Raw genomic sequence first — 15,630 nt, forward strand, 5'->3', positions numbered from 1 at the left:
GACTTCGGGGATACTATCAGCCACTATTACTCTCCTCAACTCATCACCCAAAATCTCCCCGGCGGATGCCTGCTATCGCCTTCTTAAGAGCATTCATGCCAGCCCGCCGACCGTAGTAGCCCGCAAGGCCCCGACCGTGGGTGTAGTTGAAGCTCCACCACACGTTCGCCTCCCTGAAGGTGGTGGCGAGCCACACGTCACAACCTGCGTAATCGCAGGGAGCGAGTTCAGTGTAGATGTGGTCGACGTCGTCAACGGTCGCACCCATTTTCTGAGCCTTGTCCCAGGCCCGTTTCTCCGCATGCCTGCCCCAGCTGCGCGCGACAGCGGTGCGCGTGCCGCCACTCCGGTCACTGAATACGATCGCCGCTACATTTCGGCCGCCCGTAAGCCAATTGTTCGCTTTCCTGGCGTCGACTGCAAGCCGACTGATGCCGGTTCCATATTTGATCTTTCCGCCGCAGTTGTGGACCAATACTGGAGTGCCGTCCACCAGCACGTAGTAGGAATGCGTTCCGGCTACGAGGAGGTTATGGACCCGCTGGTCGCGGACGCTCTCCCGCGCGATGGCCTTGATCTGGACCCAAGTGCCGGCGCTGGTGCGCAGCCACATTCCAGCTTTGAGATCACCGGCGTTGGCCCAGCGGCCGTAGTCGGGAAGCCAGAAGGGATGGTTGTCGGTCGCGGCGATTTCGGCAGTCTGGGAGCCCTGATTTCCGTCGAGGTCGATGGTGATGGTGACGAGGGTCTTCTTGCCCTTCTCTGTCAAGGGCTCGACCACCGCGCGGGGGCGGGTCTCACTGGTTTCGGGGTCGGTGGCGGTGACCTGGTCACCGGCCTGGATCTGTTCGATGTTCTTCTGCGACCCGTCGGCCATCAGGATGCTGGTTCCTGCCAGGAAGCTGCACTTGGGTGCTTGGGCGGCAGGGGCCGGACCGGTTCTGGGGCGTGCTGCTTTGGCGGTGGTTCCGCCCTTGGCGGGGATGGAGTCGGCGGCGGAGGATGAGGCCTTGGCGGCTGCGGCTGCGTCGCCACCGAGACGGCTGATGGCGGTGGCCGCTTTGTCTCCGCCCTGCGCCAGTAGGTGACGGATGAGGCGTGCGCCGCCGCGGACAGCGGCCTTTCCTCCGGTTTTGTAGGCGCCGGCGCCGTCGAGGGCGATCGAGGCGATCTCGGTGGCCCAGAACCCGGTTTTGAATGAGCCGGAGCCGGGGTCGACGCCGGCCTGTTCTAGGTGGTTTTGGAAGTCGCCGGAGACGCCGGGGCCGATTCCTGCCCAGCCGGCCATTTCGATCGGCGCGGTGAAGGGGTTGGCGAGGGCGAGGGTGCCGATTGCGGAGGTGGCGGCGCCGGCGAGGCCGTTTCCGAGGTCTTTCCAGCCGAAGTGGCCGTTGTACTCGATGTTGCTGATGGGGTTGCCGCCGCCGAAGGCGTAGCGGTTCATGGTGAACGGGTCGGTGGCCAGGGCCATGTCGGACAGGGCACCGCCGTACATGTCGCGGGTGAGGAAGCGGTTCAGTCCTGGGTCGTAGTTGCGGAACCCCATGTCGTAGGTGCCTGAGCCCTGGTCCCAGCGGTGGGCGTTGAAGCGGTAGGCGTTGTAGGGCTCGGCGCCGGGGTTTTGGGGGTCGGGCTTGTCGACGCCAGTGAAGGAGGGGGCGTCGTTTTCGCCGTAGGCGGTGTACCCGTAGGTGGCGCGGGTGTCGCCGTTGGGCTTGGTGATCGCCTCCACGTCACCCCGGGGATGGTAGATGTACTGGGAGATCTCCTGACCGGGGTCGGTGTGTTTGAGCTGGGTGAGCTTGCTTCCCCAGGCCGAGTACTCATAGGACTTGGTGACCTTGCCCGCGACCTCTTCGGTGAGGACTTCGCTGCCCGTTGCGAGGTAGGTGAAGTCGGTGCGCTTGGAGCCCTCGGTTTTGGAGGTGGTGCGGTCGAAGGGGTCGTAGGTATAGGTGGTGGTCTTCGCCGCAGAGCCGGTGCCGGCGGTTTGGGAGGCGATGCGGTCGAAGCCGTCGTAGCGGTACTTCTGGTTGATCTGTCCGCCGGTGGAGACGGTGTCGAGGCGGCCGAGGGGGTCGTAGTTGTAGGTGGAGGTGATTCCGTTGGCCGTGGAGGTCAGCAGCCGGTTGCGGTCGTAGTTGTGTGTGGTGGTGGTGCCGGCGACGGTTTGGGTGACGACGTTGTTGTTGCCGTCGTAGGCGTAGGTTTCGGTGCCGGCGGCGTTCCCGGTCTTGGTGACCTTGGCGATCCGGTCTTGGGGGTCGTAGGTGAAGGCGTAGGTGGTGTCCAGCAGGGCGCCGGGGTTGTCGGCGTTCATCAGCCGGGCGGCGTCGGTGGCGATGTGGCCGTTGGGCGTGTAGTCGAGGTTGTGTTCGGCGACCAGGCCACCGCCGGACTTCTTCTCGGCCTGGTGAGTGATGAGGCCGTCGAGGGTGTAGGTGAAGGTGACGGTGTTGCCGTTGGGTTTGGTCTGGGTGTCCAACTGCCCGCGGGGGGTGTAGGTGAAGGTGGAGACCCGCTTGTCGGTGGAGGTCGCGGTTGGGGCGTTGGTGATCTTCTCGATCAGGTCGCGGGTGTTGTAGTCGAACTTCGACCAGGTCGAGTCGTGGGCGCGGGTGAGGGGGTTGCCGTTGGCGTCGTAGGTGTAGGCGGTGGTGTTGACGACGCCGGTGCCGGTCTTCTCCTCCACCTTGGCGACGCGGTTGAGGTCGTCGTAGGTGGTGGCGTAGGCGTCGATTGCCGCGCCGGGTGAGTTGTCGCCGACCTCGATCAGGTTGCCGTTGGGGTCGTAGCGGTAGGTGAAGGCCTTGTTCTCGTTGTCGGTGTCGCCGGAATTGTCGCGCACCAGCATCACCGCGTCGGCGACCACGGTGGTGCCGGCGGTGGCCTGGTCCGTCAGGGTGATCTTGTGTGGGCTGTTCTCGGTGAACCCGTAGGATCCGAGACTCTGCCACTCGCCCGCCCCGCTGGTCTGGTCGACGGTCTTGGTCGTTTCACCGGCGGCGTGGGTGACGGTCATCCGGGCGTCGGGAGCCGCCCCGGTGGTGTCGGAGTGACGGGCGAAGACCTCGTAGGTGCCGTCCTGGGGGACGGTGAGCTGCCACACGAACAGGCCGGTGCCGTCGCCGGCTGGGCGGGTGTGGACGTTGTAGCCGTGCTGCCGGTCGGCGGTGCCGGCCGTCCAGGCGCCGGACGGGTTCTCGGCGGTGTTGTTGTAGTCGGAGTTGTCGACCAGCACGACCTGGCTGCCGACCGGGATGCCGCTGTCGGTGCGGGCCTTGAGGTTGCCCGAGGGGTAGAACTCCCATCCCAGCGTCCGCGACGACGACCCGCCGGCGGAGGTGAGGGTGCTGGAGGTCTGCTGACCGAGCAGGTTGTAGTCGTACTCGGTCGAGATGTCCCAAGGGTCGCTGGAGGTGCGGGTCCAGCCGTTGTCGAAGTAAGTGTAGCGAGTCTCATTGCGGACCATCTGCCCCTGCGACGGAGGCGCCGACACCTTGGACATCCGACCCACCGGGTCGTAATCGAACAGCGTGCGATCGGGTTGGTTGTAGCGGGCATCGGCCGGGTCGTAGGCGGTCAGCTGCTCCTTGACCCGGTTCAGCTCGTCATAGACGGTCTGGTAAGTGAAGTCGTCGGCCGCGGCCGTCGCCACCCCGCGGGGGGTGATCGTCTTGGTCTGGTTGCCGACCTGGTCGTACTCGTACCGGGTGGTGTTGTGGACGATTCCGCCGTCGTCCTTGTGCGGCACTTTCACCTGGTAGGGCTTGCCGCGGGCGTCGAAGGAGACGATGGTCTTGTTGTTCTCCTGGTCGATCGTCTCGATCGGCAGACCGTCCCGGTCGTAGTTCGTCGAGGTGGACTCGCCGGTCGCGTCGATGACCGACTTGGGCCTATGGTTCAGGTCGTAGGTGTACTTGGTGGTGTAGTCACCGGTGTCGGCGGTGGCGTTCTTGCGCGGATCGACGACCTTGACCAGGTTTCCCACGTTGTCGTAGGTGCTGGTGATCTTCTCGCCTCTGGAATTGACGACCTCGGTTACCCGATTGAGCTCGTCAAAGACACTGGTCACCGTGAAGTCACCCGCGGTGGCCGTCAGATTTCCCTTGGGGTCGGTCTGCGAGGTGAGGTTGCCGACCTTGTCATAGGTGAAAGTCGTCTTGCGCTCGGGGTCGCCCGGCTCGTCCCGGGGCGCATACGAGGCGACGATCTGATCGGCATCGTCGTAGACGGCGGTGGCGACCGCCCCGTTCGGGGCGTACACCTTCACAGCGTTGTCGTTCGCGTCGTACTCGGGCGCAGGCGTTGTGATGATGTCGCCGGCGGACTGGTCCTTGGGGACGCTGCTTTCCAGAGGGCGGCCGTAGGTGTCGTAGGCCTGGGTGGTGTCGTGGCTGAGGGCGTTGGTGACCTTGGTGACCTGGCCGCGTTCGTCATAGACGAATGTGGTCGACTTCTGCAGCGGGTCGGTGATGGTTTTCGGGTAGCCGTGTGGCCCGAATTCGCTGTTGGTCGTGGTGTTGCCGTTGGCGTCAGTGGCGGTCTTGAGCTGGCCCCACGTGTCATAGGTGTAGCGGGTGGTGTAGTCGCCCTCGGTAGACGTGGCGGTGCCGAGGGGGTCGGTGACCGAGGACAGGTCGCCCTCGGGCGTATAGGTGAAGGTGTGGGTGCGGCCTTCGGGGCTCTGTTTGGAGATCAGGTCGGCGATGTGGCCGTTCAGGCCGGTCTGGTAGGTCAGACGGGTGCCGTCCCAGCCGTTCTTGACCGCTTCGGCGTCCTTGATCTCGGTGGGGTAGCCGGTTTTGGGGTCGTAAGCCCAGGTGGAGATGGCCGGGGTGGCACCGGTGGTGGCGGGTGGTTCTTCGAGGCGGGTGACGTTGTTGTCGTCGTCCCAGCCGAGCTTGGTGGTCTGCTGTTTGGCGTTGGTCGTCTCGATGGGGCGGCCCTTGCCGTCCATCAAGTAGGTCGTGGCGTGGTTCTCGGCGTCGGTGACGACGGTCCGGATCTGCTGGCCGGCCGTGCCGTCGGGGTCGGTGTAGGCGAAGGTGGTGGGGTGGCCGAGGCGGTCGGTGATGGTCTTGAGCGACCACTTGAATTTGGGGTCGTCTTGGGGGGTGTCGTAGTAGGCCAGGTCTGTGGCGTGGCCGCGGGGGTCGGTGACCTTGACGAGTTTGACGTTCTTGTTGCCCTGGGTGGCGTCGTACTGGAAGGCGAACGTCTTGGGCTGGGACGACCCGGCGCCGTCGACGAGTTCTCCGAGCAGGCCCTTGGCCGAGTAGGTGAAGGTCAGCGTCCGGCCGGAGATGTCGCTGATCGACTTGATGTGGTCGATGATGTGCGGGTTGGTCAGGCCGGTGCCGGTCTCCTTCTCCCAGGTGTCGTCATCGATGTAGGAGTAGTCGTCACCCTTGGCCCAGTAGTCGATGGTGAGGGTCTGCCGCCCGGCGGGGTCGGTGATGTAGCGCAGGAACTTGGTCGGCTTGTTCTGGGATTTGCGGACTTCGTAGGTGAAGTCCATCCGGTTGCCGTTGTTGTCCTCGATGGCCGACAGGTAGCCGTCGCAGTCGAAGAAGAACTGCGTACGGTCAGGGCGGGTCATCTGCCAGGCGCGCGCTATCTCGTCCTTGGGCCGGCATTCGGCCAGGCGCTGCAGGTAGTAGTGCACGCCAGCGGGTGCGGTGTATTCGTCGTCGGCGGGGTCTTGGGTGTCTTTGTCGTCGAGGGTGAAGGTGTGGGTGGTGCCGTCGCCGTCGGTGAGGGAGACGGTACGCCCGTGAGTGTTGGGGTGGGGGTCGATGGGGGTGCCGAGCCGCATCAGGGAGGACGCCTGGATGGACCAGCCGTAGCCGGCGACGGTGTCGGAGGTGTCCTTGGAGTTGTAGGCCAGCCGCAGGAAGGTGGCCAATCCGCGGGAGGGGTTGGTGAAGGCGTTGTACTGCCAGGCCGCGTTGCCGGCGTGCAGGTTGTTCATCACCGTCGAGCCGGCGCCGGTGTTCTTGCCGGCGTAGGCGTAGAACTTCTCCAGGCCGACCTGGTCGGAGGTGGACTCCTCCACGGCCAGGCTCTGCTTCAGCGCGCCGACGCGGTTGACCGCGGTGGCGCGGACGCCTGCGGGTTCCTGGGACAGCCAGGTGCTGGTGGTGGTGTTCCACATGTCCCACTCGAGGGCGTGGTCGACGCGTTTGTTGCCTTCGGTGGAGGGCGGTGGGGCTTTGACTTGGGCTTGGACGGTTACGGTGTCGCCGGGGACCAGGTCGCGGGGCAGCGCGGTGTGCAGTTGCTGGACGGTGACGGGGGTGCCGTCGGGGCGGCTCCACCGGTAGGACAGGACGTAGTCGGCCTTCATCCAGGTCGAGGTGGTGGTGTTGGTGAGGGTGACGTCCAGGGTCTGGGTGGAGTCGGAGGTGACGCTGGCGGGGGTGGCCGGGACGTAGTAGGTGTTCTCCGGCGTGGTCTCCAGGTAGGTGACGACCAGTTGGGGCCGCAGCTGGGGCTCGCGGCCTTCGCTGGAGACGAAGATGGCGCGCTCGGTGGGGGTGGTCTCGTCGGCGAGTTTGACGATGGCGCCGTGGTTGGCGGCGGGGTCGGCGACCCACTGCTGGACCAGGGACGTCGCGGTGAGGTTGCGTTGCTGCGGGTCGTTGCTCCAGTTCCCGCCGGTGCCGGAGGCGGTGGCGGTCATGTCGCCGCCCGGTGTGGTCCAGGCCGTGCCGGTGGTGGCGTTGTTCCAGGTCGCGGTCGTTTCGTCGAAGTCGCGGGTCAGGCCGCGTAGCTCGTAGGTGCCGGCGCCGCCGGGATCGACGCCAGCGGTCCAGAGTTTGACCTGGGCGTCCAGCACGCGTGCCGAGGCGGGAATGTCGGTCAGGTCGGGGAAGCGCAGCGCTGCGCGGGAGGTGCCGTAGGTGCCGCTGTTGTTGCCGGCCATCAGCCACGGTTCTCCGGCCAGTACGTCCTGGTTCTCGTCCGGGCGGGAGGCGGTGAGGGTGGTGTCGGTGACGCCGGTCTGGTAGATCCGGGTGACGCGTCCGGCCTTGGGGAGGCGGGCGAGCTGGGTCGGCCCGGGCGTGACGGTTCCGTCGCGGGTTTTGACGGCGACCATGTAGTAGTAGGAGTTGCCGAACGGGTCGGTGCTGTCGGCCGGGGTCGGCTGAGCGGTGGTGTCGGTATAGGAGCGGACGTCCTTGGCGACAGGCGCGATCAGGGTGGCCGCAGACGGGGTGAAGGACTGCCACACCGACCGGTGCACCTGGTACTCGACGATGTCGTCGTCGTCCGAGCCGGACGGGTCGGTGTAGGCGGGCCAGGTCACCTCGGCGCCGGTGGCGTGGATGGTGGTCGGCGGGTCGACCTGGACGCCGGGGCGGCCGTAGGTGACCGTCAGTTTGGGGTAGGTCGCGGTCTCGCCGTTGTAGAAGAACAGGCTGCCCTCATACCGTGGCCCGCCCTGGCCGAGGGTATTCTCGTCAGCCGCCTTGACCACGAACCCGTGGTTGGGGTGGGAGCCATCCAGCCAGTGCTGCACGGTGTCGCGGACCGAGAACGAATGCCACCGGGACGCGCCGTCACCGGCCGGGCGCACAGCGGTGCCCGGCTTGAACAGCCGGACGGCGTCGGCGACGACGCGCTTGGAGGAGTCGGAGACGTCGCCGAGCTTCACCGAGCCTTGCGTCCCGGCGGCGAAGGGGTGTGAGCCGAGGGTCTTCCACACGCCCGCGTGCGCGGTGCCGGCGGACTGGTCGACGGAGTAGACCTTGGACCCGCCGTTGTACGTGACGGTGTAGGGGGCGTCGGCGGCGGCGTCGTCGTACTGCTTGTAGTGCGCCTGCACCTGGTAGGTGCCGGACTCGGTGACGCGCGGTACCCAGGTGTAGGAGTCCCCGGTGGTGGTGTTCTTGGAGGTGTACAGGTCGTTGCCGACGGCGCTGCCGTCGAAGGTGTGCAGCCGGGACCAAGTGCCGTTGACGGAGGTCTTGCCGGGGTCGCCGTCGTCGACCTGTTCGGTGTTGCCGGACAGCTCACCCGCGATGCCCGAGGCGTTGTTCCACGTTGCGGTGGTCTCGTCCCACTCCGCGGTGGCGCGGCGGGCTTCCAGGGTGACCGGGTTGGCGCTGCTGGTGTGGTTCTGGTCGTAGAACAGCTGCAGCTGCGCCGAGTCGATCCGGGTCCCGGACGGGATCTCGTCCAAGGGGAACTTCAGCAGCGCGCGAGACTTGCCGGAGTTGGTGGTGCCGACCGACAGCCGCCAGCTGTCGTCGTAGTTGGTCGCCGGGCCGTCGGAGGAGATCATGGTGTCCTGCGACTGGGTCGGCGTCGGCGCGATCTTGATGGTCGGGTCGATCACCACCGGGTAGGCGCGCTCGGCGTCGTTCAGCCAGGTCTTGTCGGCCTGGACGGTGATGTGCAGCAGCCCGGCCTTGGCGTCCCAGCGCATCGACTGGGTGACCTTCGGCGACCATGCCTTTCCGAACGGGGACGAGGCGTCGGTTTTGGAGTCGTACATGAACGGCTTGGGCATCACGAACACCGGGCGGCCGTCGAAGTCGCCCCTGTAGAACGCGATCGATCCGTCGGGGCGCTGCCAGGCCCGCACCCCGTCGGCCTTCACCGTGAAACGCCAGACGCCGTCCTTGGGCGGCGCATCCAGGACGATCTTCTCCTTCAGCGCGTCCCGGGCGACCTCATAGGAGACATCCGCGCCGTCGCCGAGCAGGTTGTGGTAGGTGACGGCGTTGCCCTCGGTCTTCGGCTTGCCGGGCTTGGCCTGCGGAACCCCGAGTGTCAGGCTCGCCCCATCGGCCTTGAAGGTGACCAGCTCACCGGGGCGGGTGCCGAAGAAGCTCTCAAAGGCGTTGGTCTGGTTGCCGTAGGCGAAACCCTTACGGTCGGTCGGCTTGATGCGCGGGTCGATGTCGTGCCAGTCGCCGTCCTTGCCGCGGTAGTGCAGCGGAACGGCCGACAGTTCCTTCTGCAGCCGCCCGTCCGCCAACTGGTACACCTTGGCGTTCGCCGACCGGCGGCCCGCCAGCTCCTTCACGCGCTTGGCCGGGGCCGCTTTCTTCCCTCGCGGCTTGGGGTCGTTGCGCGGCACCCCGCCCGCCGCGAGCTTGCGCGGCTCGGGGTCGTCATCACCGAACAGGCCCTTGAAACGGTCCCAGGCGTTGCGTTTGCTCTCCGGCTTCCACCCGTCACCAGGATCGGACGCCTCCGCGCCGGCGCGGGGCTGCTGCGCCCTGGCCGGCGGCGCGAGCGCCAGCGCCAGAACCACGACCAGCATTCCTGCCAGGAGCCTGCGAAACCTGCTCACCACGAGGTCCCTTCTCGCCCGGCCACCCAAACCCAATATGTTCGACGGCCGGCACACGGATAAACGCACACCAAGGCAGATCTCCGGGCAGCACAAATACGCACGCAAAGACCTTGAGTCAGACACGGTGACGCCGCTGCGCGGACAACAGCGCGTTTACGAGCAGAGGACAGCGGGCTGTGGCTAACCAGGCTCAGTGACCGCCGGGGGACGCATCGAACCTCCAATCAAGCAACGCGAGATGCGCTCCCCCGGGCACATCGAAATGGCGCCGCAACAACGCCCCCCGCAGAGGGAGGCGCCGTTCCGACTTGGACAGTGCACGACCAGATGATCTCCGTCAACCCCTGCCACCAGCAGCTGCCGACATCGGCCACCACGATCGTGCGGTCGTCAACACAGGTAAGCGCCACCTCGTACGCGAACGTCACATCGAACCCGCGAATTTTTTTGAAGATCGCCCTGACGTGGCCAAACAGAGTCAGCCGTCGACACCAGCCCGCAAACGTAATGTGACCCGTATCACTTGGTCCATCTTTTGAGGGGAAATCCGGTCGGACAATCGTTCCAATCTGCACATGACCATCCGATGGACTCCGTGTTAAAACGAGATTCTAACGGGCAGAAAACGGCCAACACTTTCGATACACAGAAAGTGCAACATCCAGCGACAGCCCGTTACCCGTTTTCTCGAGAAGGAGAAAAGGTGAGGGCTCGTCCGCTGATCGCGGCCATGACCGCCGCATTCACAGCCACACTGACCATCACCGCGGCGATTACCGCTCCAGCCGCACACGCCCAGGCGGCCCCCGCACCCACCAGCGACTTCGACAACGACGGCTACCAAGACCTCGTCATCGGCGCCCCGGCCGGCACCGCAGGCGGGCAGGCCGAAGCCGGTGCGGTCACCGTCGTCCGCGGCGCCGCAGGCGGCATCACCACCACCGGCGCCCTCGTCCTGAACCAGGAAAGCCCGAACGTGGCCGGGGCCTCCGAACCCGGCGACGCCTTCGGCGCCGCCATGACCACCGGTGACCTCAACGGCGACGGCCACGACGACCTGGTGATCGGCGAACCCGGCGAAGACCTCGACACCACCCCCGACGCAGGCGCCGCCATCCTGTTCTACGGCGACGCCACCGGCTTCACCACCACCGCCTGGCTCGGCCTACCCGCCGACGTACGCGGCCCCGGAGACCGGTTCAGCGAAGCGATGTCCATCGGCGACTTCAACGGCAACGGCACCAACGACCTGGCCGCCCTTACCGCCAGCGGCATCGTCCAGCCCTACTACGACGGCGACACCACCGTCACCTCCGCAGCCCGCACCCGAAGCGGCACAACGCTGGCCCCAGGCACCCGGGGCCGCTACCGCACGCCCTCCCCACCATCACCGACAGCCCGCTCTACCAGCGGCGCCGTCACCCGCTCGGCCGCCGCCGACATCAACGGCGACGGTTACACCGACCTGGCCATCACCTATCTCGACACAAGCGGCCGCACCCACCTGGTCACCATCCCCGGATCCACCGCAGGACTCGACTACGGCGCACTCACCGCCATCCCCGGCGGAGGCCGCGCCCTGACCGCCGGGGACCTCGACAACGACGGCTACACCGACATCATCGCCGGCCAACCCGTCGCCTCCGACAACGCCACCGGCATCGTCGGCGGCGCCATCACCGCCTACTACGGCGGCCCGTCCGGCATCACCACCACCAGCCGCCGCACCACCATCACCCAGGACACCCCCAACGTCCCCGGCACCGGCGCCAGCGGAGACGACATGGGCGCGGACGTCGCCTCCGCAGACGTCAACGGCGACGGATACGACGACGTCTACACCGGAATCCCGCACAAGGACATCACCAACACCGCCGCCCAAACCGACGCCGGAACCACCGTCCTGTTCTACGGCGAGGCGGGCGGACTGACCGGGGTCGGCTCCGTACTAATCCACCAAGACCTCGGACAGGTTCCCGGAGCCGCCGAAACCGGCGACCAGTTCGGGTCCGCCGTCGCGCTCACCGACACCAACAACGACGGCCACGCCGACCCCGCCACCGGCGTCGAAGGAGAAAACGCCGCAGACGGCGGCTTCAGCCACCTTCTCGGCGCCTCCGCCATGCCACCCGCCACGGCAGGCACCGCCTACCTCGGCAGCGCCCTCGGCCTCGGCACCACATCCCACGCCGGTCGAACACTCGCCCCCTGAACCACGCACCGCTCCATCACGAGATCCGAGCGCCCGCCCCTCCCCCCGCAGCAAGGCCACAGCTCCCCATGCCTGTTGACAGCCACAATCCGCCCTACCTCAGCCCCGGCTTCTCAGCAACGACACGCACCACCGCCCACCCATACGCCATGGACGACCACACCGCCCAGGACGAAGCAGACGAGTCACCAGACCGACCGGATCTCACCTGGGCGCTCGCATCCGCCCGGCAAGGAGACCAGCACGCCTTCACAGTGCTCTACAACGACCTGCACCCCCGGCTCCTGCACTACCTGCGCGCACTCGTCCGAACCGACGCCGAAGACGTCGCCTCCGAAACCTGGCTGCAAATCGGACGCGACCTGCCCACCTTCCACGGCTCCTGGCACAAATGGCGCTCCTGGGCCATCACCATCGCCCGCAACCGCGCCCTCGACCACATCCGCCACCAACAACGACGCCCCCACACCCACATCCCACTCGAACAACTACAGGAACGCTCCAACCGCAACGACACCGAAACCGACGTCCTCAGCCGCCTCGCCTGGCAAACCGCACTCCTGCTCATCACAAGCCTCCCGAGGAGCGAAGCCGAAGCCGTCCTGCTGCGCAGCGTCATGGGATACACCGCCACCGAAGCCGCCCACATACTCGGCAAACAACCCGGCGCCATCCGCACCGCCGCCCACCGCGGACTCCGCAAACTCACCCACCACGCCCACCAACTCGGCCTCACACCATGAACACCCGGCACCGAAATAGACGCCACGCCCGTTCACCGCCTCGCCGAGCGCCGGGTAGAGGGCCGGCCGTCGGTGAGGTGCTGACTGTCGGGTTCGTAGGCCCGGCCAGCTGGACGGTCAGGACGGGCACGGCGGCAGGCCCGTTACTGGACGAGATCCAGCCAGGCCGCGCGCAACCGGTGTCAGACCGGCCCAGGCACCGGCTGTCCGGCGCCCCGGTGAACCATCGCCCCCAGAGGTGCCGGACGTACCCGAACGGGCCTGAAGATGCCTCCGTCGAGTTCTGTCCGGCCCACTTCGGATAGCAGAGCCAGTTGGTCACTCGGTGCGGCGGCGGCTGCGGATCTTGTCGAAGGCGGCGAGGGCGGTGTCGTCGGCGTCGTCGAGGGTGTGCAGGTAGCGCTCGGTGGTGGAGATCGATCCATGCCCGAGGCGTTCCTTGACGACTTGGAGGTCGGCGCCGCCGGCCAGGAGCCAGGATGCGTGGGCGTGGCGGAGGTCGTGGATGCGGACCTTGAGGTCCAGGTCGGCCTTCTTGAGGGCGGGCTTCCAGATCTGGTTGCGGAACCAGTTGGCGGGGACGTGGCCGTCGGTCTCGCGGCGGCGGGGTTCGCGGGGGGTGTCCTTGCCGTCGGCGCGGCGGCGGGCCCGGTATTCGGCGAAGGCTCGTCTGCAGTGGTCGCAGCGGCATTTGGCGGCGTTGTAGGCGCTCAGCGTGCCGTGGCGGTAGCGGCGTCCTTTGGCGTTCTCTTCGGTCCAGCCGAGTGTCTCGGGGTCGAGAGGGGCGAGTCGTTCCTCGGCCGTGGTTTCCGGCTGGTAGACGAACAAGAGGCCGTCGGTGCCGAGTTTCTCTTCGATGATGTGGTCTTCGAGTTTGGCGACGATCTGGTCGCTGAGCTTGAAGCGTCGCCACTCTTTGTCTTTGGGGTAGTCCTTGACCAGGAAGCGTCTGCCCTCGGGGTGGAACTTCGGGTTGAGCTCCACTACGACGCGGCTGACCGTCAGGAGGCGGGAGCGGGTTTTCAGGTCGCGGCCGCGGAGTTCGGTGAGTTCGCCCCAGCGGAGGCCGGTTTCGATGGCGGTTTCGACCAGGAGTTTTGAGTCGGCGTCCGGGAGGGCGTGGTAGAGGTCGTCGAACTGCTCGGGGCTGATGATTTCCAGCGGTTTCTCGGGGACGGTGGGGGTGCGGACTCCTTTGCAGGGGTGGATGTAGGTGACCTGGTCGTTCAGGGCGGTGGTGAAGATGGCGCTGAGGACGACCTTGTTGTAGCGGATGGTGGCGGCAGAGACGCCGTTCTTCTTCATCTGCCTGATCCAGGCGCGGACGTGCTCGGGCAGGATGTCCATCATCCGCATCGCGCCGAACTCGGGCATGACGTGCTTGTAGATCGAGTAGTGGTAGCTCTGCATGGTGGTCGGCTCGACCTCGTGGTTGGGCAGCCAGGTCTCCTCGACGTACTTCTTGAAGGTCTGCCGTCCCCGCTTGAGGTTGAGGTCCCTGCCCTTGCCGACCTCGGCCTCGGCGCGCTGCCAGGCCCTGTCGGCCTCCTTCTTGGAGGAGAACGTCCCCGCCGATGTGATCTTGCCTTTGAGGTCTTCGTAGCAGGCGGTGTAGCGCGGCTTGCCGTGGCGGTCGAGCCGCTTGAACGCGTACCCCAACGTCACTCCCCCGAATGATCGTTTGTTAGTCGCTCGTTAGTGGACTCTGCCCCACGGGCCGGGATCCAGGATGACTGCACGTCACGCACTTTAGGCCTCTGACCTGCATGTTCTCATGGATTCGACTGATCACGAAGGAGGCGAGATGAATGCTTTTTGGGCACTGAAGATCTCGCTGACGATCGTGAGGTCTTTCGGCTCCACAGTCGTCTCGCCGCCGATACTGCTCTCGATGTACGCCACCTCGCTGCGGTCGGGTTGCGTGGCGATGGTGAAGGCGGCCCGGGCATCCCGCTGGTAGCCAATCGGAGCGATCTGAATCGTGACGTTCTCACGCTCCGACATCTCGATCAGATGCTCCAACTGCTCGCGCATGATCTCTGGCGACCCGACCTCGCGGAGAAGGACGGACTCATCCAGCACGACGAACACGGTGGGGGCATTCGGCTTGGTGAGGATGCTTTGACGCCGCAGCCGGTCGAGGACGGCTTCATCGTTGCCGAGGATCACTCTCGCGTACGGCTCGGTCTGGAGGAGCCCGTAGACAATCCTGGTCTCGAACGCGCGCAGCGAGTCAGCGGACGCCTCGGCTCGGGGAATTCTGCAAAGAACTTCGGGTAGCTGCTGGAACGCAGGACTTCGTCCCATGCATCGACCAGGGCGGTGCCCGAGTCCAGCGCCTTGTCCAGTCGTTCGGCGAAGTCCTTGCGGCACTTGGTGCGCCCGGACTCGACCTGCGAGATGTAGCTCCGGGTGACTGCTGCCCGTGCTGCGAGTTCCGTCCGATTGAGCCCTGCTTCTTCTCGGAGGCGCGTGACCTCTGCGCCGAAGGAGACGGTCTTCGATGTCGGTTTGCGTGCGGCCACTGCTTCGCCTCCACGTGAGCGAGGGGAACCCACCTACCAGCGATCGTCAGCGCCACGTGTGTGCTGGGGCGCTTCGGTGGTAACGCTACGCGGCGGAGTTCAGTCTGTGCGGTGAGTTACCGAAAACCGTCCTGGCAGCGAAGGTCGTGCCGATGTCCGCAGCACCGCAAACTCCTGAAGTCCCGACGCTCGTCCTCGATTCCACCGATCAGGCACCACGCCTCGCGCGCCGGTTCCTCGCCGAACAGTTCGCCGGCTGGGGCATCACCGACGACTACACAGGCCGCCTCGTGGTCTGCGAGCTGACCACGAACGCCTACAAACACGGCGCAGGCCCGATCGTCGTCCGGCTCTTCCTCGACCCGAACGATGAGCAACCAGTGATCGAGGTATCGGACACCGGCACGGGCCATCCCACCGTCCAGCCCCAGAACGACGCCGCCACCTCCGGCCGTGGCCTGCAGCTCATGGCGGAGCTCGTGCACGAGTGGGGAGTCAAACATCTCGCCGGAGGCCGCAAGGTCGTCTGGGCCAAGCTGCCCTGACCATGCGAGATAGAAGGCACAAAGCGCTGGGACCACGCTCCGGTGAGGAGACGATGCGAGTCACGTTGCTGCTACTGCAGTACCTCATCCCGGAATGGTCGATCACGCTGGATCGAGAAGGGATCTGGAGGGCGACGGGGCGCATCCTGATCTCGGCGTCCGACCTGGACGGATTTCTGGACCTGCTCCACACCGCCGACCCAGAAGCCTGCGAGCGCGCCATCCTCCAGCTCCGAGAGCCCGGATGAGCGACCGGCGAGAAGCATCCCCTCCCTGAGGTGAGGCTGGCAGGCGT

General features: G+C 66.2%; 8 protein-coding genes. 4 read left to right on the forward strand and 4 right to left on the reverse strand.

The window, feature by feature from the left end; all coding sequences use genetic code 11:
• Positions 1 to 43: 43 nt before the first annotated feature.
• A complete protein-coding gene (locus ACGFIS_RS34010; protein ID WP_392973683.1) occupies positions 44 to 9,307 on the reverse strand; it encodes a DNRLRE domain-containing protein in 9,264 nt (3,087 codons plus the stop codon).
• 706 nt (positions 9,308 to 10,013) lie between these two features.
• Here ACGFIS_RS34010 and ACGFIS_RS34015 point away from each other — a divergent pair.
• Positions 10,014 to 11,522 (forward strand): FG-GAP-like repeat-containing protein, encoded by a 1,509-nt coding sequence (locus tag ACGFIS_RS34015; RefSeq protein ID WP_392913385.1) that lies wholly within the window; start codon positions 10,014 to 10,016, stop codon positions 11,520 to 11,522.
• A gap of 149 nt (positions 11,523 to 11,671) precedes the next feature.
• Positions 11,672 to 12,265: an RNA polymerase sigma factor gene (locus ACGFIS_RS34020; RefSeq protein ID WP_392913387.1), complete on the forward strand. Its 594-nt coding sequence runs from the start codon at positions 11,672 to 11,674 to the stop codon at positions 12,263 to 12,265.
• Between the two features lie 318 nt (positions 12,266 to 12,583).
• Here ACGFIS_RS34020 and ACGFIS_RS34025 read toward each other — a convergent pair whose 3' ends face one another.
• The 3 genes from ACGFIS_RS34025 to ACGFIS_RS34035 all read right to left on the reverse strand — a co-directional run bounded on the left by ACGFIS_RS34025 (position 12,584) and on the right by ACGFIS_RS34035 (position 14,823).
• The gene (locus ACGFIS_RS34025; protein WP_392913389.1) at positions 12,584 to 13,930 is read right to left on the reverse strand and encodes a tyrosine-type recombinase/integrase; all 1,347 of its coding nucleotides are present in this window, start codon (positions 13,928 to 13,930) and stop codon (positions 12,584 to 12,586) included.
• Positions 13,931 to 14,053: 123 nt separating this feature from the next.
• A complete protein-coding gene (locus ACGFIS_RS34030; RefSeq protein ID WP_392973741.1) occupies positions 14,054 to 14,524 on the reverse strand; it encodes a DUF5753 domain-containing protein in 471 nt (156 codons plus the stop codon).
• On the reverse strand, positions 14,431 to 14,823 hold the full coding sequence (locus ACGFIS_RS34035; RefSeq protein WP_392973685.1) for a multiprotein-bridging factor 1 family protein: 393 nt from the start codon (positions 14,821 to 14,823) through the stop codon (positions 14,431 to 14,433). Before ACGFIS_RS34035 ends, ACGFIS_RS34030 begins: the two co-directional genes overlap by 94 nt.
• Positions 14,824 to 14,942: 119 nt before the next feature.
• Here ACGFIS_RS34035 and ACGFIS_RS34040 point away from each other — a divergent pair, with 119 nt between their 5' ends.
• Both ACGFIS_RS34040 and ACGFIS_RS34045 read left to right on the forward strand, forming a co-directional pair.
• A complete protein-coding gene (locus ACGFIS_RS34040) occupies positions 14,943 to 15,335 on the forward strand; it encodes an ATP-binding protein (RefSeq protein WP_392973687.1) in 393 nt (130 codons plus the stop codon).
• Between the two features lie 53 nt (positions 15,336 to 15,388).
• Positions 15,389 to 15,583, forward strand: coding sequence for a hypothetical protein (locus ACGFIS_RS34045; RefSeq protein WP_392973689.1), 195 nt, complete (start codon positions 15,389 to 15,391; stop codon positions 15,581 to 15,583).
• Positions 15,584 to 15,630 lie beyond the last annotated feature (47 nt).

The organism is Spirillospora sp. NPDC048824, assembly GCF_043198455.1.
Taxonomy (GTDB): Bacteria; Actinomycetota; Actinomycetes; order Streptosporangiales; family Streptosporangiaceae; genus Spirillospora.

Bases quoted from the DNA above. Each gene is read 5' to 3' on its own strand.
- ACGFIS_RS34045 (WP_392973689.1), top strand. From the start codon at position 15,389: ATGCGAGTCACGTTGCTGCTACTGCAGTACCTCATCCCGGAATGGTCG.
- ACGFIS_RS34020 (WP_392913387.1), top strand. From the start codon at position 11,672: ATGGACGACCACACCGCCCAGGACGAAGCAGACGAGTCACCAGACCGA.
- ACGFIS_RS34040 (WP_392973687.1), top strand. From the start codon at position 14,943: ATGTCCGCAGCACCGCAAACTCCTGAAGTCCCGACGCTCGTCCTCGAT.